Annotated in this window: 19 protein-coding genes and 1 pseudogene; 9 read left to right on the forward strand and 11 right to left on the reverse strand. The window is 71.9% G+C overall.

What is annotated here, in order from left to right:
* Positions 1-61 precede the first annotated feature (61 nt).
* Positions 62-1108 carry a lactonase family protein gene (locus Q5762_RS03910; RefSeq protein WP_315890493.1) on the reverse strand — a complete coding sequence of 349 codons (1047 nt, stop codon included), beginning with the start codon at positions 1106-1108 and terminating at the stop codon, positions 62-64.
* Positions 1109-1281: 173 nt separating this feature from the next.
* Positions 1282-2784 carry an FUSC family protein gene (locus Q5762_RS03915; protein ID WP_315890687.1) on the reverse strand — a complete coding sequence of 501 codons (1503 nt, stop codon included), beginning with the start codon at positions 2782-2784 and terminating at the stop codon, positions 1282-1284.
* A 309-nt stretch (positions 2785-3093) separates the two neighbouring features.
* On the opposite strand from Q5762_RS03915, the gene Q5762_RS03920 reads away from it, so the two are divergent.
* The 3 genes from Q5762_RS03920 to Q5762_RS03930 all read left to right on the forward strand — a co-directional run bounded on the left by Q5762_RS03920 (position 3094) and on the right by Q5762_RS03930 (position 4902).
* Positions 3094-3576 carry an Lrp/AsnC family transcriptional regulator gene (locus Q5762_RS03920; protein ID WP_315890494.1) on the forward strand — a complete coding sequence of 161 codons (483 nt, stop codon included), beginning with the start codon at positions 3094-3096 and terminating at the stop codon, positions 3574-3576.
* 57 nt (positions 3577-3633) lie between these two features.
* On the forward strand, positions 3634-4332 hold the full coding sequence (locus Q5762_RS03925) for an HAD family phosphatase (RefSeq protein WP_315890495.1): 699 nt from the start codon (positions 3634-3636) through the stop codon (positions 4330-4332).
* A gap of 117 nt (positions 4333-4449) precedes the next feature.
* Entirely contained in the window at positions 4450-4902 is a 453-nt protein-coding gene (locus Q5762_RS03930; protein WP_315890496.1) for an SRPBCC family protein, read from the forward strand.
* A gap of 60 nt (positions 4903-4962) precedes the next feature.
* Here Q5762_RS03930 and Q5762_RS03935 read toward each other — a convergent pair whose 3' ends face one another.
* From Q5762_RS03935 to Q5762_RS03950, 4 genes are all read right to left on the reverse strand, one after another.
* The gene (locus Q5762_RS03935) at positions 4963-5310 is read right to left on the reverse strand and encodes a hypothetical protein (RefSeq protein WP_315890497.1); all 348 of its coding nucleotides are present in this window, start codon (positions 5308-5310) and stop codon (positions 4963-4965) included.
* 105 nt (positions 5311-5415) lie between these two features.
* Positions 5416-6258: an HAD-IIA family hydrolase gene (locus Q5762_RS03940; RefSeq protein WP_315890498.1), complete on the reverse strand. Its 843-nt coding sequence runs from the start codon at positions 6256-6258 to the stop codon at positions 5416-5418.
* Positions 6259-6500: 242 nt separating this feature from the next.
* A complete protein-coding gene (locus Q5762_RS03945; protein WP_315890499.1) occupies positions 6501-8948 on the reverse strand; it encodes an endo-beta-N-acetylglucosaminidase in 2448 nt (815 codons plus the stop codon).
* A 99-nt stretch (positions 8949-9047) separates the two neighbouring features.
* Positions 9048-10079 carry a LacI family DNA-binding transcriptional regulator gene (locus Q5762_RS03950; RefSeq protein ID WP_315890500.1) on the reverse strand — a complete coding sequence of 344 codons (1032 nt, stop codon included), beginning with the start codon at positions 10077-10079 and terminating at the stop codon, positions 9048-9050.
* Positions 10080-10233: 154 nt separating this feature from the next.
* Between Q5762_RS03950 and Q5762_RS03955 the strand changes: the two genes are divergently transcribed.
* The 5 genes from Q5762_RS03955 to Q5762_RS03975 all read left to right on the forward strand — a co-directional run bounded on the left by Q5762_RS03955 (position 10234) and on the right by Q5762_RS03975 (position 17813).
* Entirely contained in the window at positions 10234-11520 is a 1287-nt protein-coding gene (locus Q5762_RS03955) for a sugar ABC transporter substrate-binding protein (RefSeq protein ID WP_315890501.1), read from the forward strand.
* Between the two features lie 139 nt (positions 11521-11659).
* Positions 11660-12532, forward strand: a complete 873-nt coding sequence (locus tag Q5762_RS03960) for a sugar ABC transporter permease (RefSeq protein WP_315890502.1) — start codon at positions 11660-11662, stop codon at positions 12530-12532.
* A gap of 2 nt (positions 12533-12534) precedes the next feature.
* Positions 12535-13389: a carbohydrate ABC transporter permease gene (locus Q5762_RS03965; RefSeq protein WP_315890503.1), complete on the forward strand. Its 855-nt coding sequence runs from the start codon at positions 12535-12537 to the stop codon at positions 13387-13389.
* Between the two features lie 22 nt (positions 13390-13411).
* A complete protein-coding gene (locus Q5762_RS03970) occupies positions 13412-14713 on the forward strand; it encodes a glycosyl hydrolase (protein ID WP_315890504.1) in 1302 nt (433 codons plus the stop codon).
* A gap of 34 nt (positions 14714-14747) precedes the next feature.
* Complete coding sequence (locus Q5762_RS03975; protein ID WP_315890505.1) at positions 14748-17813, forward strand: glycoside hydrolase family 38 C-terminal domain-containing protein; 3066 nt, start codon at positions 14748-14750, stop codon at positions 17811-17813.
* A 95-nt stretch (positions 17814-17908) separates the two neighbouring features.
* Here the strand turns inward: Q5762_RS03975 and Q5762_RS03980 are convergent.
* The 4 genes and pseudogenes from Q5762_RS03980 to Q5762_RS03995 all read right to left on the reverse strand — a co-directional run.
* Positions 17909-19126 (reverse strand): annotated as a pseudogene (locus Q5762_RS03980) (MFS transporter); the annotation flags it as partial.
* 78 nt (positions 19127-19204) lie between these two features.
* On the reverse strand, positions 19205-19564 hold the full coding sequence (locus tag Q5762_RS03985) for a metalloregulator ArsR/SmtB family transcription factor (protein WP_315890506.1): 360 nt from the start codon (positions 19562-19564) through the stop codon (positions 19205-19207).
* Between the two features lie 100 nt (positions 19565-19664).
* Positions 19665-19886, reverse strand: a complete 222-nt coding sequence (locus tag Q5762_RS03990) for a hypothetical protein (protein ID WP_315890507.1) — start codon at positions 19884-19886, stop codon at positions 19665-19667.
* Positions 19887-20694: 808 nt separating this feature from the next.
* Positions 20695-21405 (reverse strand): TetR/AcrR family transcriptional regulator, encoded by a 711-nt coding sequence (locus Q5762_RS03995; protein WP_315890508.1) that lies wholly within the window; start codon positions 21403-21405, stop codon positions 20695-20697.
* A 95-nt stretch (positions 21406-21500) separates the two neighbouring features.
* Here Q5762_RS03995 and Q5762_RS04000 point away from each other — a divergent pair, with 95 nt between their 5' ends.
* Positions 21501-22220 carry an NAD(P)H-binding protein gene (locus tag Q5762_RS04000; protein WP_315890509.1) on the forward strand — a complete coding sequence of 240 codons (720 nt, stop codon included), beginning with the start codon at positions 21501-21503 and terminating at the stop codon, positions 22218-22220.
* Between the two features lie 51 nt (positions 22221-22271).
* Here the strand turns inward: Q5762_RS04000 and Q5762_RS04005 are convergent, their stop codons facing one another.
* Positions 22272-22793: an SMI1/KNR4 family protein gene (locus tag Q5762_RS04005; protein WP_315890510.1), complete on the reverse strand. Its 522-nt coding sequence runs from the start codon at positions 22791-22793 to the stop codon at positions 22272-22274.
* Positions 22794-22806: the final 13 nt, after the last annotated feature.

Here is a 22806-nt window from a genome sequence, read left to right on the forward strand (position 1 = left end):
GCTGAGGGGCCCGCACCGGATGCGTCCGGCGCGGGCCCTCAGCCGTACGTACGGCTCCTGGTCAGCCGAAGACCACGCAGGAGGCCGCCGGGGCGTCGACCGAGCCCGCGCGGTGCGGGACGCCGGTCTCCGGGTCGAGGTCGAACCAGGTCACGTCGCCGGAGCGCTCGTTGGCCGCGTACAGGCGGCGGCCCGAGGGGTCGAGGGCCAGGTCGCGCGGCCAGCGCCCGCCGCAGTCCACGGCGGTACGGAACTCGGCCCGCTCGCCGCTCGGATCGAGGGCGAGGACGGCGATCGTGTCGTCGCCGCGCACGGCGGCCCAGAGGAACCGGCCGTCCGGGGCGACGACGACCTCGGAGGGGTAGCTCGGGCCGCCGGCCTCGGCGGGGACGACGGCGGCCTCCCCGAGCGGCTCCAGGGTGCCCGTGCCCGCGTCCCAGCGGCAGACGGTGAGGGTGGGCTCCAGCTCGTTCAGGACGTAGGCGTACGCGCCGGAGGGGTGGAAGGCCAGATGACGCGGGCCCGTGCCGGGCTTGAGCGCGGTCTCGCCGTGGGGCCGCAGGGCTCCGGTTGCGACGTCGAGGGCGTAGATCGTCACGGAGTCGGCGCCGAGGTCCACGGCGACCGCCCTGCGCCCGCCGGGAGCGGGCAGGACCTGGTGGGCGTGCGGGCCGCTCTGGCGGTCGGTGACGGGTCCTGAGCCCTCGTGCCGGGCGACGTCGGTGGCGGCGCCGAGGGAGCCGTCCGCCGCGATCGGCAGGGTGGTGACGCTGCCGGAGGTGTAGTTGGCGGTGAGGACGTGGCCCGCGGCGACGGCGAGGTGGGTGGGGCCGGCGCCGCGTACGGACGCGGGAGCACCGAGCGGCCTGGGTACGGCGCCGGTCACGTCGAAGGCGGCCACGACGCCCTCCTCGGTCTCGGAGACGGCGTAGAGGACCGGGCCCGCGAGGGCGAGGTAGGACGGGTCGGGGAGCGCGTCCGTGGCGCCGGTGACGGTCAGGGCGCCGGTGTCCGGGTCCACGTCGGCGGCGAGGATCCCCCGGCCCCCCGCCGAGGTGAACGACCCGATGAAGGCACGTACCGGTTCACGCGCGTCTGTCCCGCCCATGGCGTCTCCCCTCTCCACCGGGGCGATCGGCCGACGGCCCCGTAGTCGGGGGCCGACGTTAGCAGGCGGTCTAGACCAACTTGGATCACACGGCGACCCAACTGGCTGGATATCGGATCCAAGATCCAGGATCCGATATCCCACATCCGATATCCGATATCCGATATCCAGTCTCAGGCCGCCGGCACCAGCGGGGCGTTCGGGGCCGTGCGGAGTGGGGCCGCCAGGTCCACAAGGGCGCGTTCCAGGCCGCACAGGTGGCCGAGCGCGGCTTCGGCGCCCGGGTGGTGCGGCAGGGCCGAGGGCGCCTCGGCGGACGCGCGGTGCGTCGGACGGGCCGGTGGGACGAGGGCGTGGACGGCCGCCTCGACGCGCCAGGAGGCGGCGGCGAGCCGGGCGTCGTGCGAGGCGTCCGGGTCGGCGGCGACCGCCGCGAGGCCCCGGATCTCGCGGGCGCAGTCGTCGAGCAGGGCGAGGACCCGGCGGGCGCGGGCCTTGCGGGCGCGCAGCGGGCTCAGCGGGTGGACGAGCGGCGCGAGCGAGAGGCGTACCCGGCCGAGCAGCACCTCGAGCTCGGCGGCGTGCGGCGCCGGGTCGGCCTCCGGGTCGCCGGCGAGACGCCGTGCCGCCGCGGTCGTGCAGGCGTGCACGCAGGTCACGGCCCGCTCGATCCAGGCGTTGGTGGCGGCGTGCGTGGTCACCGGCAGCAGGGCGACGCCGACGGCCGCGCCGAGCGCGCCGACCGCCGTCTCCTCGAAGCGCAGGACCAGCAGGCCCGGGTGGAGCACGCCGAGGAGTCCGTACAGCAGTCCGGCCATGACGGTCACGAAGAACATCATCCAGCTGTACGAGAGCGCGGCCGTGTAGAAGATCCCGAAGACGCAGACGGCGACCAGGGCGGCCGTCGGCGCGGGCGCGCCGCCCAGCGGGATCGCGATCAGGAAACCGGCGGCGATGCCGGTGACGGTGCCGACGACCCGGCGGAAGCCGCGGACCAGGGTCTCGCCGCGCGAGGCGGTGTTGACGAAGATCCACCAGGCGGTGCCGACGGCCCAGTACCAGCGCTCGTGCGAGATGAACTGGCCCGCCGCGAGCGCGACCGCGCAGGCGGCGGTGGCCTGGAACGCCTGCCGGGTGGTGGGCCGGCCGAACCCCCGGCCGGGCAGCGGGGCGGGAGCGGCGGCCGGCGGGACGCGCCGCTCGATGCACCAGGCCACGAAGCGGACCGCGCCGGCGGCGGCGAGGGCCAGGCCCACCGCCGCGTACAGCTCCGGCAGCTGCGCGGGCAGCGCGTGCAGGAACTGGATGACGAAGAACATCATGAACGCGAAGATGCCCAGCGCGTGTCCGCGCGGGCCCCAGCGGCGCGCGTACACGCCCGCGAAGACCACGAGCAGCCAGGACGCGTCGCGGAGCAGCGGCGCGCCGTGCAGCGCGGTGGCGAGGGCCAGGACGGGGAAGCCGACGGCGGGCAGCAGGGCGGTCGTCACGGCCTGGCGGCGCACGGTGGGGTCGCCGACGGTGAAGAACGCGAGCAGCGCGGCGAGGCCGCCGGTGATCGAGGCGGTGAGGGAGAGTCCGCAGAGTTCGGCCGCGCCGACCGCGAGGGCGATGCCGAGGACGGCGCGCGAGGAGACGCGCAGCCGGACGCGGCCCGGATCGGGGGCCACGAACACGAGTGTGACCAGCCGACGACCGGCCGACCGGACCTTCTTCACGACGGTAGTTCCGCCCCCGCTGCCGTACACACACCCTCTTCGCGTCATCTCGTGCCCCGGCCTGCTTGTGGCGGCCCCAGGACATGGGAAAGGCGCCGCGGTCCGGCTCCGGCCTCGTCGCCGGTCCGGCACCTGTGCGGCGCCATGTCTCGTACTGTTCCCCCAGAGAAGCACCCCGGCGCCCACTGGCTCAACCGAAGCCTCGAAGACTGTGCCATTGGTACAGTGGAACAACACTCAGAGCAGCCGGAAGGGAACCATCGGACCATGGCGGTGGACGAGCTCGACACTCGGATCCTGCGGCTCCTGCTGGAGCAGCCGCGCACCAGCGTGCGCGAGTACGCGCGGATCCTCGGAGTGGCCCGGGGCACGGTGCAGGCGAGGATCGACCGGCTGGAGCGGGACGGGGTGATCACGGCGACCGGGCCCGTCCTCTCCCCCGCCGCGCTCGGCCATCCGGTGCTCGCCTTCGTCCACATCGAGGTCACCCAGGGACATCTGGACGAGGTCGGGGACGCGCTGGCCGCGGTACCGGAGATCGTCGAGGCGTTCTCGATCACCGGTGGCGGGGATCTGCTGACGCGGGTGGTGGCCCGGGACAACGGACACCTGGAGGACGTGATCCAGCGGCTGATCCAGCTGCCGGGCGTGGTCAGGACGCGTACGGAGATGGCGCTGCGGGAGCGGGTGCCGCACCGGCTGCTGCCGCTGGTGGAGTCGGTCGGCCGGGCGTCGGCCCGAAAGGCCTGACCTCGCGGGGCCATTGACCGTAGGGGCCGGAACGGTCGGCTTGAGATGCTTGGCCCCATGAGCGCCCCGCACACTTCGGTCATCTTCGATCTCGACGGAACGCTGGTGGACAGCGAGCCGAACTACTACGAGGCCACCCGGCGGACGCTCACCGCGTTCGCCGGCGACACCGACTTCGACTGGGAGCGGCACACCGGCTACATCGGGATCGGGACCAGGGAGACGCTGGAGATCCTCGGCGCCCGATACGGGATCGAGGCGCCGGTCGAGGAACTGCTCGACGCCACCAACCGGAGCTATCTGGAACTGGCGCGCGCCTCGACGCCCGTCTACCCGGAGATGCGGACGTTCGTGGAGCGGCTGCACGCGACGGGGGTGCCGATGGCGGTGGCCTCCGGTTCGTCCCGCCCCGCGATCGAGGCGGTCCTCGGCGGCACCGGACTGGACGCGTTCCTGACGACGCTGGTCTCCGCAGAGGAGGTCGGGCGCGGCAAACCGGAGCCGGACGTCTTCCTGGAGGCGGCACGACGGCTCGGCGCGGAACCGGCGCGGTGCGTCGTGTTCGAGGACGCCCCTCCCGGCGCTCTGGCGGCGCGGGCGGCGGGCATGCGGTGCGTGGCGCTGCCGTACGTGGCGGCGACGGTGGACGATCCGGCGTTCCGGGCGGCCGATCTGCTCTTCCGGGGCGGTCAGGCGGAGTTCACGGCCGTCGCGGCGCTGCGCTGGCTGGAGCTGGACCCGGCCCGGCCCCGCTGAGCCCGGCCGCACCGGGTACGCCCTGACTCGATGGCGACGTTCCGCCGCCCGTGGGATCATTTGTACGAAGAGACATATGCCCGACGATGGCCCACAGCACTATGCGAAGAGGGCGACATGTCTGCCATCAAGGAAAGCATCGACATCTCCCGTACCCCCGAAGAAGTCTTCTCCTACGTGACCGACCCCACGCATCTGCCCGACTGGCAGGAGAGCGCCGTCAGGGTCCGCCCCCTGAGCGAACTGCCCATCGGCGTCGGCTCCAAGGTCGCCGTGACGCGGCGCATGGGGCGTCGGGAGATGACCACGACCATGCAGGTCATCGAGCTCGATCCGCCGAGGAGTTGGCACATCCACGGCATCGACGGTCCCGTACGCGGCGACATCCAGGGCACGATCGAGCCGATCGACAACGGCGAGCACTCGCGGCTCACGCTCGCGATCGACTTCGAGAGCCACGGCATCGGCAAGGTGCTGGTCCCCCTCGTCGTCAAACCCTTCGTGCGCAAGGAGATGCCGGCGAGCGAACAGACTCTCAAGGGCATCCTGGAGACGGGAGCCGCCCGTTGACCGTCCCGGCCGCCCCCGTGCGCGCGAGGACGCGGCGGGGGCGGTGGGGGAAGGCTCGGCTCAGCTGAAGACCACGGAGCGGAGCTTCAGCCGCTCCGAGGCGTGGCCTCCGTTCGGCCGCAGGCTGAAATAGTCGCCCGTGCAGTCGGAGCCGGTGAACACCGTGGCGGTGGAGGCGGTGTCGTTGCGCGGGGAGTGCGCGGGCTCGGTCGCCGGGTCCGCCACCTCGGGCAGTGTCACGCACTCGCCGCTCGGCGGGTCGACGAGGAGGACCGGGATCGAGTCCCCGGAGGCCGGGTCGTTGTAGAGGTACACGAAGTACCCCTCGGCGGCGGAGGCGGAGGGGGCGGCGGCGAAGAGCACGGCGAGGCCGCAGGCAGCGGCGGTCGCGAGGGCGCGCAGGCGCATGGACGGATTCCCATCGTTCGTCGGTGACGGCCGGAGCGGATTCCGGCCTACTCCGCCCTCCCCCGGAACGATCACGCGCACACCACCATTGACCTGCGGAAACGATCACTCATCGCCCGTTCGGATGACCTCGGGGAGTTCAGGGAGATCGGGAACGTCCGCGAACGAGTCGACGACATGGTCCGGCGCGCCCGAGGCCGACCGGTGGGTCTCGGGCAGATACTTGCCGGTCTTCACCAGGACGCCGGTGATCCCGCAGCGCTGGGCGGCGAGGACGTCGGACTCGATGTCGTCGCCCACCATCAGGGTGTCGGCGGCATCGGCACCGAGGTGCGCGAGAGCGGCCTCGAAGAAGGCCGGTGAGGGTTTGCCGGTGATCTCCGCCTCGACCCCGGCGGCCCGTTCGAGGCCGATGAGGAAGGCTCCCGTGTCCAGGTCGAGCCCGTCGGCGGTACGCCAGTACAGGTTGCGGTGCATGGCCACGAGCTTTGCTCCGTCCCGTACATGACGGAACGCCTGGTTGAGCGCCGCGTAGCCGAAGGCGTCACCGGCCCCGCCGAGCACGACCACGTCGGGCCGTACGTCCACCCCCTCTCCCACGGGTCCCTCTCCCACGAGCGTCAGGCCGGCGAGATCGTCCCCTACGTCCCCGGTGTTGAGCAGCAGACAGCGCGCACCGGGGTAGTGCTCCCGCACATGGGCCGCGGTGGCGGCGGGTGCGGTGAGGATGTCGTCGGCGGTGACGGGGAAGCCCTCGGCGGCCAGGGTGGCGGCGATGGAGGCGCGGGTGCGCGAGGTCGTGTTGGTGACCAGCGCGAGCGGGATTCCCGCGGCCCGCAGGCGTTCCATGGCCGCCACCGCGCCGGGCAGCGGCTTCCAGGAGACGGTGAGGACACCGTCGATGTCGATCAGTACCGCTCGGTCACGGGGCGTTCGGTCACGGGGCATGGGGAGGGGCCTCCACACATGCAGTCCCCGGTAGTCCGTCTCCGCACTCGGACGTCTCGGCCGTCACCGAGGGGCCTGAGTTCCGGGAGGATCTGCCGGGGGCCTGGCCAGAGCCAGCGAGTGGGTCACGCGGGTCGGCGAACGTCTTCGCCGGCGGGTGCGGCTCGCTCTGGTTTTCTGGTGTATTAGGGATTTTCCTCCTTATTTCCCCCGCGTCAAGACCCCCAGGCGTTTCATCCCCGTCAGGACCCCCAGGCCTCGAACTCGTAGATCCGTGCGGCGGGGTCGGTGGTCTGGGTGGGCTTCGTGATCTCCAGGCGTACGTAGCGGGCCGTGGCGGTCACCGGGTGGGTGGTGGTGGCCGCCGTGTTGCCGGTGACGGTGGTGACGGTCGTCCAGGGGTCGGCGGTGGAGCCGCGGACCTTGAGGGTGAAGTCTCGGGTGTTCCAGGCCGCGTCCTCGCCGCCGGCCGCCGCGTGCTTCACGGTGAACCGGTCGAGCGAGCGGGCCGCGCCGAGGTCGACCTCCAGCCACTTCGCTGCGGTTGTCGTGCACCACTTGTCGGTGGTGCCGCCGGAGACGGTGCCGTTGACCGCCTTGGCCGGGGTCTCGCTGGTGTTGCACTGACCGGACGCGGTCGCCGGGCGGCCCTGGGCGAGGTTGGACTCCGTACCGCCCGGCGCCCAGCCGACGGTCGTCGTGGCGGCCGGGGAGCGGCCGTACTCGGTGGAGACGGCCTCGACGTCGAGGGTCGTCGAGGGCTCCGTACCGGCGCGGTCGAGCCGGGGGAGGTAGAGGGCGTCGTTGGGGGTGGCGCCGAGGAAGGTACGGGTGGAGTCGGCGTTCCGCCGGTACACCTCGTAGTGGTGGACGGAGCCCGAGGCCGAGGGGGTCCAGGCCAGCCGCAGGGACTTGGCCGTGGCGCTCGTGTCGGTGGTGCCGAGGACGGTGACACCGGTCGGGGCGGCGGCGGTGTCGACGGCTCCGTCGTGGACCGCGAGCTGGCCGACGCGGATGTCGTACGAGGGAACGGAGCCGGCGGCCTCCAGGCCGATCTGGGCGATCGTCCGGCCCGCGAAGGCGGACAGGTCGAGGGTCCTGCGCTCCCAGCCGGTGCTGGTCGTCGAGCCGAGGTCGAGGGTGGTGAAGGTGGTCGGCGCGTCGGTGAAGGAGACGGCCGCCTTCAGCCGGGTGGGGCCCGCGGCCGGGGTCTTCAGGACCACGGACAGCTTGGTGTCGGCGGCGACCGGCAGCTTCGTCTGGTAGAGCCGCACGGTGTTCACCGCGTCGAGGGTGCCCGTCAGACGCAGGGAGGAACCGCCCTCGTAGGCGTCGGTGAAGTCGATGGACGGGGTCAGCTTCGAGCCGGTGGAGGTGACGAGCCAGCGGTAGGTGGGCGGCACGTCCTGGAGGGAGAGGTTGTTCCAGCCGCCCGACGAGACCCGGACGCCCCGGGAGTGGAAGAAGTCGCCCTGACCGGCGCCGAACGAGGTGACGAACGGCTTGGCGGTGATGGCGGAGGACTCGGGGACGTAGTGCGCGAGCCCCTTCCAGGCCGAGGTCGTCGTGGTGTTGGACGGGTCGCCGTTGGCGCCGACCCAGTAACGGGACTCGCGGGCGTGGGAGTCGGCCCGTCCGGAGGAGGAGTTGAAGGTCCACTCGGGCCGGTAGAGGCCGAGCGAGGTGACGTGCGGCTGCCCGGCGGGGAAGACCGAGGCCCAGGGTACGGAGGTGTTGGAGCCGTTCGCCTCGGTGTCGATGCCGGAGTACAGCTCGTACTCGCTGCGGCCGAGGTTCCGGGCGAGCGTACGGGAGGAGTTCAGCCCGGCGGCGCTCCAGCCGAAGTCCAGGAACATCGAGTCGGAGGTCCGCTGCGAACCCTCCTGCAGGAACGAGTCGTTGGCGGAGGTGAGCGAGTCCTGCCAGCTCACCGCGCCGGACTCGGTCATCGCGTCGTACCACATGAACTCGACGGGGCCGAGGGAGCGGGCGTACCGCATCTCGTTGCGCAGCTCGGTGGCGAGTGCCGCGTCGCCGCCCGCCGTCTCCTGGTTGATGAACCAGCCGTCGAAGCCGTAGTACTGGGCGACCTGGGCGAGCTTGTCGGCGACGGGGTAGGTGGATCCTGACTTCTGGGCGAAGTCGCGGACCCACTGGATCTGGCCGCCGTAGGCGGTGGGCGGGAAGAAGACGGTGCCGTAGACCTTGACGCCGTTGCGGTGGGCGGCGTCGATGACGGTCGCGTTCGGGGCGAGGATCAGGCCCTCGCTCGCGGAGCCGCCCCAGAAGACCAGCTTGTCGATGTACTGCCAGTGGCCGAAGGCGTAGTAGTGCGGGTTGGTGGAGCCCTGCGAGGGGTTGTTCGAGGTGGGGCCGAAGGAGACCAGCGAGGCGATCTTTCCTTCGCCCGCGCGGGCGTTGGCGTTGGCCTTCAGCGCGGGGTCCGAGACGCGGGGGCGCAGCGGGACGCGGGAGCGGTTGAAGCGCGCGTCGGGGTCGGTGGCCGGGTTCCAGTTCAGGATGGTGTTGGGGTGCCAGTACGAGGCGTAGGGCTGATCGCCCGCGGCGGCGGGGGCCGGCGCGGCGGCGTGTGCCTCGGGCGCGAGGGGCGTGAGCGGGGCGAGGGGTGCGAGGCCGAACAGGGCGACTATGAGCGCCGCGACCGTCAGCAGGGGGACGTGTCGTCTCATCCGATTCTCCGGTCCAGCGGGAGGGGTGGGGGGGTGCTGGGCGTACGGAAGTGCGGCGGTACGAGCGTGCGGTGCTTCGAGCCGGGAGGCTAAACGGCTTTAGTGGGACGGGTCAAGGGCCGGTGGCGCGGTGGACTCGCGGACCGTGAGGCGCGGTGTCGGGTTCTTGACGTCCCGCGCCGAGGCCGGGTCGTCGACGACGGCGAGAAGTTCGCGCGCCACCTGCTCGCCGAGGGCGAAGGTGTCGCGGGAGAGCGCGGTGAGCGAGGGATGGACGATGCGGGCGAGGGCGGAGTCGTCGAAGGAGACGATGGAGAGTTCGCCCGGGACGGCCACGCCCATCTCGGTGGCCACGCCGAGACCGGCCACGGCCATCACGTCGCTGTCGTAGATGATCGCCGTCGGCCGCTGCGGCCGGGCGAGCAGGGTGCGGGTGGCGGCGGCGCCCTCGGCGTCGCTGAAGTCGGTCGGCAGTGAGACCGCCTCGGTGAGTCCGAGCCGCCGGGCGCTGTCCCGTACGGCCCGGATACGGCGCTGGGTGTGCTGGAAGGCCGGGAGTCCGGCCAGGTGCGCGATGCGGCGGTGACCGAGGGCGGCGAGGTAGTCGACGATTCTGACCATCGCCTCCCGGTCGTCGGCCCAGACGCTCGGCAGGCCGCCGTGCCGGCCGGGCCCGCCGAGGACCATCGTGGGGACGGCGAGCTCTTCGAGGACCGGGATCCTCGGGTCGCGAACCTGGAGGTCGACCAGGACGAAGGCGTCCACCCGGTGCTCGGAGGTCCAGCGCCGGTAGACCTCGATCTCGGCCGCCGTGTCCTCGACGACCAGCAGGTTGAGGGCCGTTCCGCGCACCGAGAGTCCGGCCTGCAGTCCGCTGAGCAGCTGGCCGAAGAAGGGTTCGAGGCCGATGGTCCGGGCGGGGCGGGCGAGGACGAGGCCGACCGCGCCGGCCCGGGCTCCGCCCAGGGCGCGGGCGGCACTGTGCGGGCGCCAGTTCATCTCCTCCGCCACCCGCAGGATGCGGGCGCGGGTGGTGTCGCTCACCCCCGGGCGGCCGTTGAGCGCGAAGGACACGGCGCCCTTGGACACCCCGGCCCGGCGGGCGATGTCGGCGATCGTCGGTCTGGCCACGCGGCGCCCCTTCGGTCTCGCGCGGTGCGGGGCCGCACTGCTCCGGTCCGCGCGCACTGTCTTGACAGCGGAGTGTAGCGGGAGCATAGTCCCCCATCGCTAGACCGGTTTAGTTATGCGTTCCGTCCGCCAGAACCGACCGGGAGACTCTCACATGCGAACTAGCAGCCACTGGATTCGGCTGGCCGCCTCCGCCGTCGCCGCGGTGACCCTCGCCGGCTGCGGCCTCGGCGACCCGAGCGGATCGGACGACGCCGGCGGGGGCGGCGGGGGCGAGGTCACGGGCCAGGTCTCGCTCCAGACCTGGGCCCTGAAGCCGAAGTTCACCGCGTACATGGAGGGCGTGATCGACGCCTTCGAGAAGAAGCACCCGGGCGTCGAGGTCCAGTGGCTGGACCAGCCGGGCGACGGCTACTCGGAGAAGGTCCTCAGCCAGGCGGCCGGCGGATCGCTGCCCGATGTCGTCAATCTGCCGCCGGACTTCGCACTCCCACTGGTGAAGCAGAACATGCTGCTCGACGTGGCGGGCGCCGACCCGAAGCTGGACGCCGACTACGTCGAGGGCGGCACCGCCGCGTACCGCTTCGCCGGTCACGACGGTACGTACGGCTATCCCTGGTACCTCAACACCGACGTCAACTACTGGAACTCCGCACTCCTCACGCAGTACGGCCTGGACCCGAAGAAGCCGCCGGCCACCCTGGACGAGCTGATCACGGCGGCCAGGACCGTCAAGGAGAAGTCCAAGGGCTCGGTCTATCTGATGAGCCGCAAGCCGGGGTTGATGGACTTCGCCAACGCCGGGGTGAAGCTCATGTCCGAGGACGGGAAGACCTTCACCTTCAACACCCCCGAGGCCGCCGCGCTCCTGGACACCTACCGCGCCGCCTTCAAGGAGGGTCTGCTGCCCAAGGACGTACTGACGGAGACGTACGCGGGCAACACCAAGCTGTTCCAGTCCGGCACCGCCGCCTGGACCACGGCGGGCGGCAACTACATCACCTCGCTGGCCACGGACAACCCGGGCCTCGCGCCCAAGGTGGTCTCCTCCGCCGCGATGGGCACCCCGCCGCTGTACGTCCAGGGCCTGTCGGTCTCCCGGGCGACCAAGAACCGGGCCACCGCGCTCGCGCTCGCCCGCTGGGTCACCAACGCGGAGAACCAGGCCGCCTTCGCCCGTCTCACCAGCATCTTCCCCTCCACCAAGGCCTCCGCGGCGGACCCGTTCTTCAGCAAGAGCGACGGGACGAACGCCGGGAACGCCAAGGTCACCGCGTTCGGCTCGCTGGCGAAGGCCACGATGCTGGAGCCCGTCCAGGCCAACGACGCGATCAAGACGGTGATCAACCAGCAGATCGCCCTCGCGCTGAACGGCCAGGCCGGTTCGAAGGAAGCACTGGACACCGCGGTCGACCGTGCCAACCAGCTGCTGCAGGACTGAGCCGCGGCACGCACCGACCACCGGCCGCGAGCGGCGCCGTCCTCCCCCGGCGCCGCTCACGCTCCGCGCCGCTCCCCTCCGCTCCGCTCCCCTCCGCGCCGCTCCCCTTCGCGCCGCCCCCCATCCCGGAAGGCACCCCATGACCCACCGGCGCTGGTTCACCCCGTGGCTGCTCGCGGGGCCGGCCGTCGTCTGGCTCCTCGTCTTCAACGTGTGGCCCGCCGTGAACACGGTGATCCTGTCGTTCACCAACGCCAAGCCACTGGGCGGCGGCCGGTTCACCGGTCTCGCCAACTACGAACGCGCCCTGAACGACGACCAGTTGACCGACGCCCTGATCAACAGCATCGTCTATCTGCTCATCTGCCTGCCCCTGCTCACGCTGCTCCCCCTGCTGCTCGCGCTGCTCGTGGAGAAGCGGCTGCCGGGCATCACCTTCTTCCGTACCGCCTTCTACACCCCGGTGGTCGCCTCCGCCGTCGTGGTCGCGCTGATCTGGGGCTGGCTCCTGGACGACCGCGGCCTCCTCAACGGGCTGCTCGGCCAACTCGGCCTCGCCGACCGGCCGGTGGACTTCCTCACCGACCGCTGGCTGCTGCTCTTCAGCGCCATCGCCCTGACCGTGTGGAAGGGCCTCGGCTACTACATGGTCATCTACCTCTCCGCGCTGGGGAACGTGGGCCGCGAACTGCACGAGGCCGCCGCCGTCGACGGGGCCTCCGCCGTGCGCCGCTTCTGGCACGTCACCCTGCCCGGCGTACGGACCACGATGATGCTGGTCTCCGTCCTGATCTCGGTCTCCGCGCTGCGCGTCTTCTCCGAGCTGTACGTCCTCTCCCACGGCACCGGCGGGCCGGGCGGCCGGGACATGTCGGTGGTCATGCTCATCCAGATGTACAGCCGCGGCTTCACCGGGCACATCGGCTACGCCTCCGCCCTCAGCCTGCTGCTCTTCGTGATCACCGTCGGCCCGATGCTGCTGCTCGCCCGGCTGAACCGGAAGGCGTCCTGACCATGCCCGTACGAGCGTCCCGGGGTTTCGGCACACCCGGCCCGGCCGCGCAGGCGGTCCGCTACGCGCTGCTCGCCCTGGTCCTGCTGCTCACCACGGGTCCGTTCCTGTGGCAGCTGTCCACCTCACTCAAGGGCCCGGGCGAGGACGTGTACTCCCGTACGCCGGACTTCCTGCCGAGCGACCCGACGTTCGCCAACTACGCCCAGGTCGCCGACACCATCCCGGTGTGGACCTACGCCGTCAACTCCCTGACGGTGGCGGCGATCGCGGTGGCCGGGAACGTCGTCGGGGCCACTCTGGCCGGCTTCGCGCTCTCCCGGCTGCGGTTCCGCGGCGCGCGGCTCGTGCTCGGCCTGTTCCTGGCGACGCTGGTGCTGCCCGGGGAGGTCACGATCGTCTCCCAGTACGTGACCGTACGGAGCATGGGCCTGACGGACACCCTGGTCGGGGTGGCGCTGCCGGGGGCCGTCGCCATGCTCAACGTGCTGCTGATGTACACGGCCTTCCAGGCCGTCCCGCCCGAGCTGGACGCCGCCGCGCTCGTCGACGGCGCGAACGTGTGGCAGCGCCTGATCCATGTGGGGCTGCCGAACGTCCGGGGCATGCTCAGCGTCGTGGTGATCTTCACCTTCATCGGCGCGTGGGACGACTTCCTGTGGCCGCTGATCGTGCTCAACGACCCCGACCGTTACACGCTCACCGTGGGGCTCCAGTACCTCGACGGCACCTTCACCGCCAACCCCCGGCTGATCGCGGCCGGGACCATGATCGCCTTCCTGCCGATCGTGGCCGTCTTCGCCGCGCTCCAGCGGTTCTTCTTCAAGGGCGTCGAGGAAGGCGCCATCAAGGGCTGACCTCCGCGGTCGACCTGCCCGCATGACCTACGCAAAGGACTCGATGCCGCGCATGACCCCGCCGCTCGACGCCCCTCGCTTCGGCGTCAACTACACCCCGAGCCAAGGGTGGTTCCACCACTGGCTGGACTTCGACCTCGACCCCGTCCGCGCCGACCTGGACTCGATCGCCGCCCTCGGCCTGGACCACGTCCGGGTCTTCCCGCTCTGGCCCGTCTTCCAGCCGAACCGCACCCTGATCCGCCCGCGCGCGGTCGAGCAGTTGGTGTCACTGGTCGACGCGGCGGCCGAACGCGGCCTGGACGTCGCCGTCGACGGGCTCCAGGGCCATCTGTCCAGCTTCGACTTCCGGCCCTCGTGGACGCTCACCTGGCACCACCGCAACCTGTTCACCGACCCCGAGGTCATCGACGGCCAGGCGACGTACCTCCGCACCCTCGCCTCGGCGCTCGCGGACCGGCCGAACTTCCTCGGCATGACGCTCGGCAACGAGATCAACCAGTTCTCGGGCGACCCGCACCCCGATCCCGACCGGATCACCCCGGCCGAGGCCGAGAGCTGGCTGCGGCGCATGCTGGCCGCGTGTGAGCGAGGCGCGCCCGGGCGGCTCCATCTGCACGCCGAGTACGACGCCGCCTGGTATCTGGACGACCATCCCTTCACCCCGGCGCAGGCGGCCCGGCTCGGCGCGGTGACGGCCGTCCATTCCTGGGTCTTCAACGGCACCGCACAGCGCCACGGCCCCGACTCGGTCGCGACCGGTCAGCACGCCGCGTATCTGATCGAGCTGTCGAAGGCCTGGGCCGAGGACCCGGCGCGCCCGGTCTGGCTGCAGGAGGTGGGGGCGCCCGCCCCGCACATCGCGCCCGACCGGGCCGCCGCCTTCACGCGTACGACGGTGGCGGCGGCGCTCGACTGCCCGGACCTCTGGGGCATCACCTGGTGGTGCTCGCACGACGTGCACCGCTCGCTCGCCGACTTTCCCGAACTGGAGTACAGACTCGGCCTGTTGACCACCGAGCGGGAGGTGAAACCGGCCGGGCGGGCGCTCGCCGAGGCCGTGGCGGAGCTCCGTGACCGCGCCCGTACCAGCGCCCACCGCCCGCTCCCCCGGACCACCGCCCTCGTCCTCGACCTGCCCGAGGACTCCCTGAAACGCTCGACCTGCGCGCCGGGCGGGGCGTTCTTCGAGGCCTTCATGCGGCTCGCGGCGGACGGCGCGCGGCCGGCGGTCGTACTGGCGTCGCGGGCGTCGGACCGCGATCATCTCAGCGCACGCGGGATCACCGAGACGGTCACCGTCGACGACGTCGACGGGTCCTGACGACCACCCTCTCTTACGTGATGGAGCGACTTGCATGCATGACGACCGCACCCTGATCGAGTCCCGTCTCAAGCGCGTCCTGGAGGAGCGCGTCCGCCCTGCCGTCTATCCGGAGTCCGTCCCTCTGGAGGTGGGGATCTGGACCGCGCCCGACGAACCGGTGCCGGTGGCCGAGGGCATCGCCGCCCCGCGCACCCCGATCGCCGTCGGCGACGCCTGGGGCGCACCCTGGGGTACGAGCTGGCTCACCGTCTCCGGGGCGGTGCCGGCGGCCTGGGCGGGCCGGACGGTGGAGGCGCTGATCGACCTCGGATTCGACGCGAACATGCCCGGCTTCCAGTGCGAGGGGCTGGTCTACCGGCCCGACGGCTCACCGGTGAAGGGCCTCAATCCGCGCAACCAGTGGGTACGGGTCGCCGACCGGGCGGCCGGCGGCGAGGAGGTGCTGCTGCATGTGGAGGCGGCGTCCAATCCGGTGATCCTGGACTACCACCCCTTCCTGCCGACCGAGCTCGGCGAGAAGGAGACGGCGGGCGACACCCCGCAGTACCGGTTCGCGCGGATGGACCTGGCGGTCTTCGACGAGACCGTGTGGCAGCTGGTGATCGACCTGGAGGTGCTCGGCGAGCTGATGGCGGAGCTGCCGGTGGAGGGCGCCCGCCGCTGGGAGATCCTGCGGGCCGTGGAGAGCGCCCTGGACACCATCGATCTCCAGGACGTGAACGGGACCGCGGCCGCGGCCCGTTCACGTCTTGCCGAGGCGCTGGCCTCGCCCGCCGAGCCGTCGGCGCACCGGATCAGCGCGGTCGGCCACGCCCACATCGACTCGGCGTGGCTGTGGCCGTTGCGCGAGACGGTCCGCAAGGTGGCGCGGACGACGGCGAACATGACGGCGCTCCTGGAGGACGAGCCGGACTTCGTCTACACGATGTCGCAGGCGCAGCAGTACGCCTGGATCAAGGAGCACCGTCCGGAGGTGTACGCGCGGGTCAAGAAGGCGGTCTCGGAGGGGCGGTTCGTGCCGGCCGGGGGCATGTGGGTGGAGTCGGACACGAACATGCCGTCGTCGGAGGCGATGGCCCGTCAGTTCGTGCACGGCAAGCGGTTCTTCCTGGAGGAGTTCGGCGTCGAGAACGAGGAGGCGTGGCTACCGGACACCTTCGGCTTCGCGGGCGGACTTCCCCAGATCATCAAGGCGGCCGGTTCGAAGTGGCTGCTGACGCAGAAGATCTCGTGGAGTCAGGTCAACTCGTTCCCGCATCACACCTTCTGGTGGGAGGGCATCGACGGGACGCGGATCTTCACGCACTTCCCGCCGGTCGACACGTACAACTGCTCGATGCGCGGCAAGGAGATCGCGCACGCGGTCCGCAACTTCAAGGACAAGGGCCGGGCGCGGCATTCGATCGCGCCGACCGGCTGGGGCGACGGGGGCGGCGGCACGACCCGCGAGATGGTCGCGAAGGCGGCCCGGCTGCGGGATCTGGAGGGTTCGGCCCAAGTGCGCTGGGAGCGGCCGGCGGAGTTCTTCGCGAAGGCGGAGGCCGAGTATCCGCACGCGCCGGTCTGGGTGGGCGAGTTGTACCTGGAGCTGCACCGGGCGACGCTGACGAGCCAGGCGCGGACCAAGCAGGGCAACCGGGGCAGCGAGAACCTGCTGCGGGAGGCCGAGCTGTGGGCGGCGACGGCCTCCGTACGGTCCGGAGTGCCGTATCCGTACGAGGAGTTGGACCGGATCTGGAAGACGGTGCTGCTGCACCAGTTCCACGACATCCTGCCCGGCTCCTCGATCGCGTGGGTGCACCGTGAGGCGGAGCGTACGTACGCGGCGGTCGCCGAGGAGCTGAACGGCATCATCGGCCGGGCGCAGCGGGTTCTCGCCGGCGATCCGGTGGCGGGCGGGGAGCTTGTGTTCAACGCGGCTCCGCACGAGCGCGACGGGGTTCCGGCGGGCGGGGCGAGCACCCTGGCCCCGGCGTCGGACGGCTGCACCGCCGAGCCGCGGCCGGACGGCGGGTTCGTCCTCGACAACGGGCTGCTGCGGGTGACGGTGGACGGGCGCGGTCTGGTGGTGTCGGTGCTCGACCTGGCGAGCGGCCGGGAGACGCTCGCGCCGGGGGCGGCGGCCAATCTGCTCCAGATCCACCCCGACTTCCCGAACATGTGGGACGCCTGGGACGTCGACCAGTTCTACCGGAACACCGTCACGGACCTGACCGAGGCGGACGAGGTGGTGCTCGCCGAGGAGGGCTCGCGGGCCGTGTCCGTAAGGGTGACGCGGACCTTCGGCACCTCGCGCGCGGTGCAGACGCTGAGCCTCGCGGCGGGGGCGAAGCGGCTCGACCTGGAGACGGAGGTCGACTGGCAGGAGACGGAGAAGTTCCTCAAGACGGCGTTCCCGCTCGACCTGCACACCGACCGGTACGCGGCGGAGACCCAGTTCGGCCATCTGTTCCGCCCCACGCACACGAACACCAGCTGGGAGGCGGCCAAGTTCGAGGCGTGCAACCACCGCTTCGTCCACTTCGAGGAGCCCGGCTGGGGCGTCGCCCTGGTCACGGCGTCGACGTACGGGCACGACGTGACCCGTACCGTACGGCCCGAGGACGGCGGCACCACGACGACCGTACGGATGTCCCTGCTGCGCGCCCCGCGCTTCCCTGACCCGCACACCGACCAGGGCGTCCACCGGTTCCGGCACGCCCTGGTGCCGGGCGCCTCGGTCGGGGACGCCGTACGCGAGGGCTACCGGATCAATCTGCCCGAGCGCGTGGTGCCCGGCGGCGCGGAGGTCGTCCCGCTGGTCGCGGTGGACTCCGACGCGGTCGTGGTGAGCGCGGTGAAGCTGGCCGACGACCGGAGCGGCGACCTGGTGGTCCGGCTCTACGAGTCCCGGGGCGGGCGGGCCCCGGCGCGCCTGACCACGGACTTCGACTGGGACGGGCTGACGGTGTGCGACCTGCTGGAGCGCCCGCTCGCCGACGCGCCGCCGGGGACGGTGCGGGTCGACGACGTGGGTGCGGCACCGGGCGTGGACCTGACCCTTCGGCCGTTCGAGCTGGTCACGGTGCGTTTCGCGGGGGTCGGCCAGCGCGGGTGAAGCGCGTCGATACGGAAGTCGTGGACGTGACACCGGCCGTCCGCGCCCGCCAGGTGCGGATGGTCGGTGGCCAGCTCGGGGTGGCGGTGTTCCAGCTCGTCGGGGTCCTCGCGCGGCCAGAGCCGTAGCGCGGCGACGGCCCCGAGGAGGGCGAGCAGCCCGAGCGCGCCCGCGGCGACCGCGAGCCCGGCGCGCGCGGCCGTCCACCCGGTCAGGGGGTAGGTGAGCAGCCAGCAGCCGTGGGCGAGGGAGAACCGGGCGGCGAAGACGGCGGGCAGGTCCGCGCTGCCCGCCGAGCGCCGCAGCAGCCGCCCGCCGGGCGTCAGGACGGCAGATCCGGCGGCTCCGAGGAGCAGCCAGGCGGTGAGCAGCGCGGGCCAGGCCCAGGGGCCGGGGACGGCCGCTCCCACCGGGAGGAGGAGCAGGACACCGGCCGTGACGAAGGCGGCGGGGAGCATCAGGGTGCGGTCGCCGATCCGTTCGAGGACGCGGGGCAGCAGCAGTGCGACGGCCATGGAGCCCGCTCCGTACGCGCCGAGGGCGAGGGTGACGTCGCCGACCGGCCGTCCGAGGACCTCGCGGACCAGGACGACGGTGGTGACGAGGACCATCGCGCCGCCGGCGGCGACGACCAGGTCGAGGGCGAGGAGCGCCCGCAGGCGCGGGGTGCCCAGGACGAGCCGGATACCGAAGGCGGCTTCGGCGTAGGCGCCGCCGGTCCGTTCGGCGGCGGGTTCGGGTGCCGGTACGGGCAGGAGGACGGAGGCGACGAGGGCGGCGGAGGCCAGGAAGCCGACGGCGGTGCCGGTGAAGAGCAGACCGGCCGGGAGGAGGGTGAGCAGGGCGGCCGCGAGCGCCGGGCTGAACAGGTTCTCCAGGTCGTAGGCGAGCCGGGAGAGCGCGAGGGCCCGGGTGTAGTCGCGTTCGTCGGGCAGGACGTCGGGGACGGTCGCCTGGAACGTCGGGGTGAAGGCGGCGGAGGCGGCCTGGAGCAGCACGATCAGGACGTAGACCTGCCAGACCTCGGTGACGAAGGGCAGGGCCAGGGCGGCGACGGCGCGGGTGAGGTCCATGGCGACGAGGAGCGCGCGCCGGGGTATCCGGTCGGCGAACGCGCCGATCAGCGGGGCTATGGAGACGTACGCGACCATCTTGAGGGCGAGCGCGGTCCCGAGGACGGCGGAGGCGTCGGCGCCCGCGAGGTCGTACGCGAGGAGGCTCAGCGCGACGGTCGCGAGGCCGGTGCCGGCCAGGGCGACCACCTGCGCGGTGAAGAGGCGTCGGTAGGTGCGGTGACGCAGCACGGACAGCATGGGGCCCGCCCTCGTTCGGCTCCGGGGTCGTGACCACGGTAGCGAACATGTGCATGGTTGCGCACACGTCAGAGGGGTTCAGTCGTGCCAGGGTTCGCCGGTCACCTGGTGGTCGGCGTGGCTGATCGCCTCGACCACGAGCCGCCGCATATGGCCGTCCGGGAGCCTGTACAGGACACGCCGGCCGTCCTTCCGGTGCTGGACGAGCCCGCTGAGCCGCAGCTTGGCCAGGTGCTGGCTCACGGCCGGCCGGGCCGCGCCGCAGGCCTCGGCGAGCGCGGTGACGTCCGACTCCCCGCGCGAGAGCAACCAGACCAGATGCAGCCGGGTCGGGTCGGCGAGGAGCGCGAACACTCCGGCCGCCGCGGCGAGCTCGCGGGCGCCCGGCGTGCGCTGGTGCACCACGCTCGCAGGTGAGGACGGATCGCGTTCCGACATGGGGCCATCGTAGGCACGCGCACCACGGAGGCCCGGATACAGCAGCGCGCCCCGGCGCGCGAGGCACCGGGGCGGGCTGCTGTGAGGCTGTCGGGGGCCGTCAGAGCTTGTGCATGCCTTTGAAGGGGCTGAGGACTCGGACCTGGGTGGCTCCGAAGTCGACGAGCAGCGCCCCCGTCGACTCCTGGCCGATGATCTTCCCGAGGCCGTGACGATCGTGGGAGACGCGGTCACCGACGGCGAACTCCTTGATCACAGGATCGGCGGGAGCAGCGAAGGGGCTGGTGGACAGGTGGCGCCGGGGCGCGGATCGGTTCGTCATCGTCCTGTCAGTATGCCCCCCGTAAGGGCAGGGGCACAGACACGCAGGCCCCCCGGGATGCCGGGGGGGCCGGATCGTGATGGAGGAGCCGGCCGCCGGAATTGCCAACACACCTGCGGGAAGAGTGAGTTGATCGGTGCGATCCCGATGTTCCGGTCCGCGTCGGGGGAAGGGCTGTTCGTCGCCGGGCTCGCTCTCGGCTTCGCGCTGACGCGGTCCGGCGGCGCGGACGGGCCAGGGCGACGTCGCCTGGACCCTCGTCCCGCTGGTCGTCGCGGCGGCGGCGCTCGGCGGCGCGGCCGTCGCCTGGCTCCGGGTCGTCCGCCCCAGCCTGCTGCGGATCGCCGTCGAGGAGCGGGCCATGCTCGACGACGTCAACCGTCTGCGGGAGCTGTTCGCCCACGTCGCCGCGAGGGGCAACTGGGACCGCGCGCTGATCGCGTCGGTACGCGATCGGCTGTGCTGATCGCGAAGCCGGCGAGGATCGCGTCCCACGGTGATTCGAAGAGACGCTGGTACGGGCCGGGGCGACGGGTGGCGAGCGCGTACAGGGCCGCCGTGAGCACGACGGTAGGCAGCGCCACCCAGGTGAGCGCCATGCCCACGAGCCGCTTCATCGGAAAGATCCTCCCTCGACGGGGAAGCGGGACCAGGCCGACACGGACGTTCTCCGGCTGGTACGCGCCCAGCACGCTGAAGCACAGCCGTGCCCGGAACCCCAGCACGAGGAGGCCCGCGCCATCGCCATGGTGATCGGCGGAGGCATCTGCGCGGTGGGCGGCACGATGCCGTGGGGACTCCTGACGCCCTAGCCGCCGCTCGTGGGCCCGTTCGCGGTCTCGCCCCTGGTCTCGTCAGGCTGGAGGGCGTCGAGGACGGCGGCGAGGCCGAAGGAGAACTCGTCGGCGTAGTCGTAGCCGGCCTTCAGCACATGCTCGACGGCCAGCTCGGTGAGGTGCGGGTAGGCACCGGCGGGCATGTCGTCCAGGATCGATTCGGCGACGTCGTCAAGCTCCGCCCCGCCCTTGAACGGCAGGCTCAGCTCCTGGAGCACGAAGCCGTACAGGTAGCTGTCGATCAGCGAGACGGCGTGCGCGGTCATCGGGACGGAGAATCCGCCGGCCCGCAGCGCACCGATGACGGCGTCGTGGTGGCGCAGGGTCGCCGGGCCGGGCCGGGAGCGGGAGTCCATCAGGCCGATGGCCCAGGGGTGGCGCAGGAGGGCGGCGCGGGCGGAGTCGGCGCGGTGCCGCATGGCGGTCTTCCAGTCCGTGTCGCGCGGCGGCAGGTCGATCTCGCCGAACACCGCGTCCACCATGCCGTCGAGGATGTCCTCCCGGCCCGCGACGTGGTGGTAGAGCGACATCGCCTCGACGCCCAGCGGTTCGGCGATGGACCGCATGGTGAGCGCGGCCGACCCCTTCTCGTCCGCCACCGCCACCGCCGCACGGATCACGCGCTCGCGACTCAGCGGGGTGCGCGCCGTGGCCCCGCGCCGGCGCTTGGTTCCGTCGGGCATCCGCCCCTCCCCTTCGTACGCTCTTGACTGTCTTACAGCATAAGGCTAGCGTACCTTACAATATAAGGTCAGCACGCCGGCGAAGGGGCTGCGCCATGGGTACGGATGGGATCAGGAAGGTCTGCGTCGTCGGGGCTTCGGGGAAGCTCGGGCAGTACATGGTGCGGCACGCGCTGGAACGCGGCTACGAGGTCGTGGGCGTGTGCCGGGAGCAGAGCGTGCCCAAGCTGGCCGCGTTCGAAGGCCTGATGACGATCGTGCCCGGGCCCACGGACGACCCCGAGGTGATCCGGCGGGCGGTCGACGGCTGCGACGGGGTGCTGACGGTGCTCGCGCCCTGGGGCGTGCGGCAGTACGCGTCGGGCACGGCGCAGGCGGTGCTCGACCACGCACGGCCGGGCGCGCGGCTGGTGTTCTCCTGCGGCTGGCACATCACGCGCGACGGCAAGGACAGGTACTCACGGACCTTCCTCCTGGGCGTCCGGATCGCCGCGGCACTGGGCAAGCTCGTCCGCGCCGTCGAGCTCGACGACCAGGTGGAGGCGTGCCGGCGGGTGTTCGCGAGCGACACCCGGTGGACCGTCGTACGCGGCAGTTCGCTGGAGGAGGGCGAGAGCCAGGGCCTGCCGGTGTGGAGCCGGCACGTGGGCGACCCGGTCCTGGCGAGCGACCTGACGCGCCGGGTGGACTTCGCCCTGTTCATGGTCGAGGCGCTCACCGACGACACGCTCGTCCAGGAGGCGCCGGCGATCGTCGGCTGCCGCACGCCCAGCGCCCTCGCCCACGCCGCCGGGCTGTCCCGGGACCACGGCTAGAGCGGCTTGAGGGCGCGTTCAGTGGGCGCTCAGGGCGCGCTCAAGGCGTGTTCAGGGCAGGAATGCGTAGGCCGGGCCGTCGGGTGCGCGGTCGCGCGCGCACAGCGTCACGTCCCTCCCCTTGAGGTAGGCCAGCAGCCACTCGCCGAACGTCATCTCGTAGAGGGTCCACGCCGGACTGTCGAACTCCTGGACCACGACGCGCCAGGGCGACGAGGAGTCGTCGGGGATCCGGAGGAAGACCGCCTCGCCCGTCGTGGCCGTCGCCACCGGCATCAGTTCCCCGGGGTTCGCCCCCACCGGACTCGGCAGGAACTCCGCCATGTCCTCGTCGCGCCAGAGATCGAGATCGCCCCTGATCATGTCTCCCAGGCTGTGCAGGAGGTGACCGGCGGGGTGCTTCAGATACAGCTGCCCGTTGATCTCGACCGAGCCGTAGGCGTCGACGATCTCGCGGAAGTCCGCGGGGAACTCCATGCCGAGTTCCCGCTCCAGTTCGATCCACGGAGCCGGATCCGACCAGTTGAACCGAGCCTCGCCCAACAGGGCCGTTATCTCTGAAAGCGTTGCCACAGGCCCCTTCTAG

The organism is Streptomyces sp. P9(2023) (assembly GCF_032436795.1).
GTDB lineage: Bacteria > Actinomycetota > Actinomycetes > Streptomycetales > Streptomycetaceae > Streptomyces.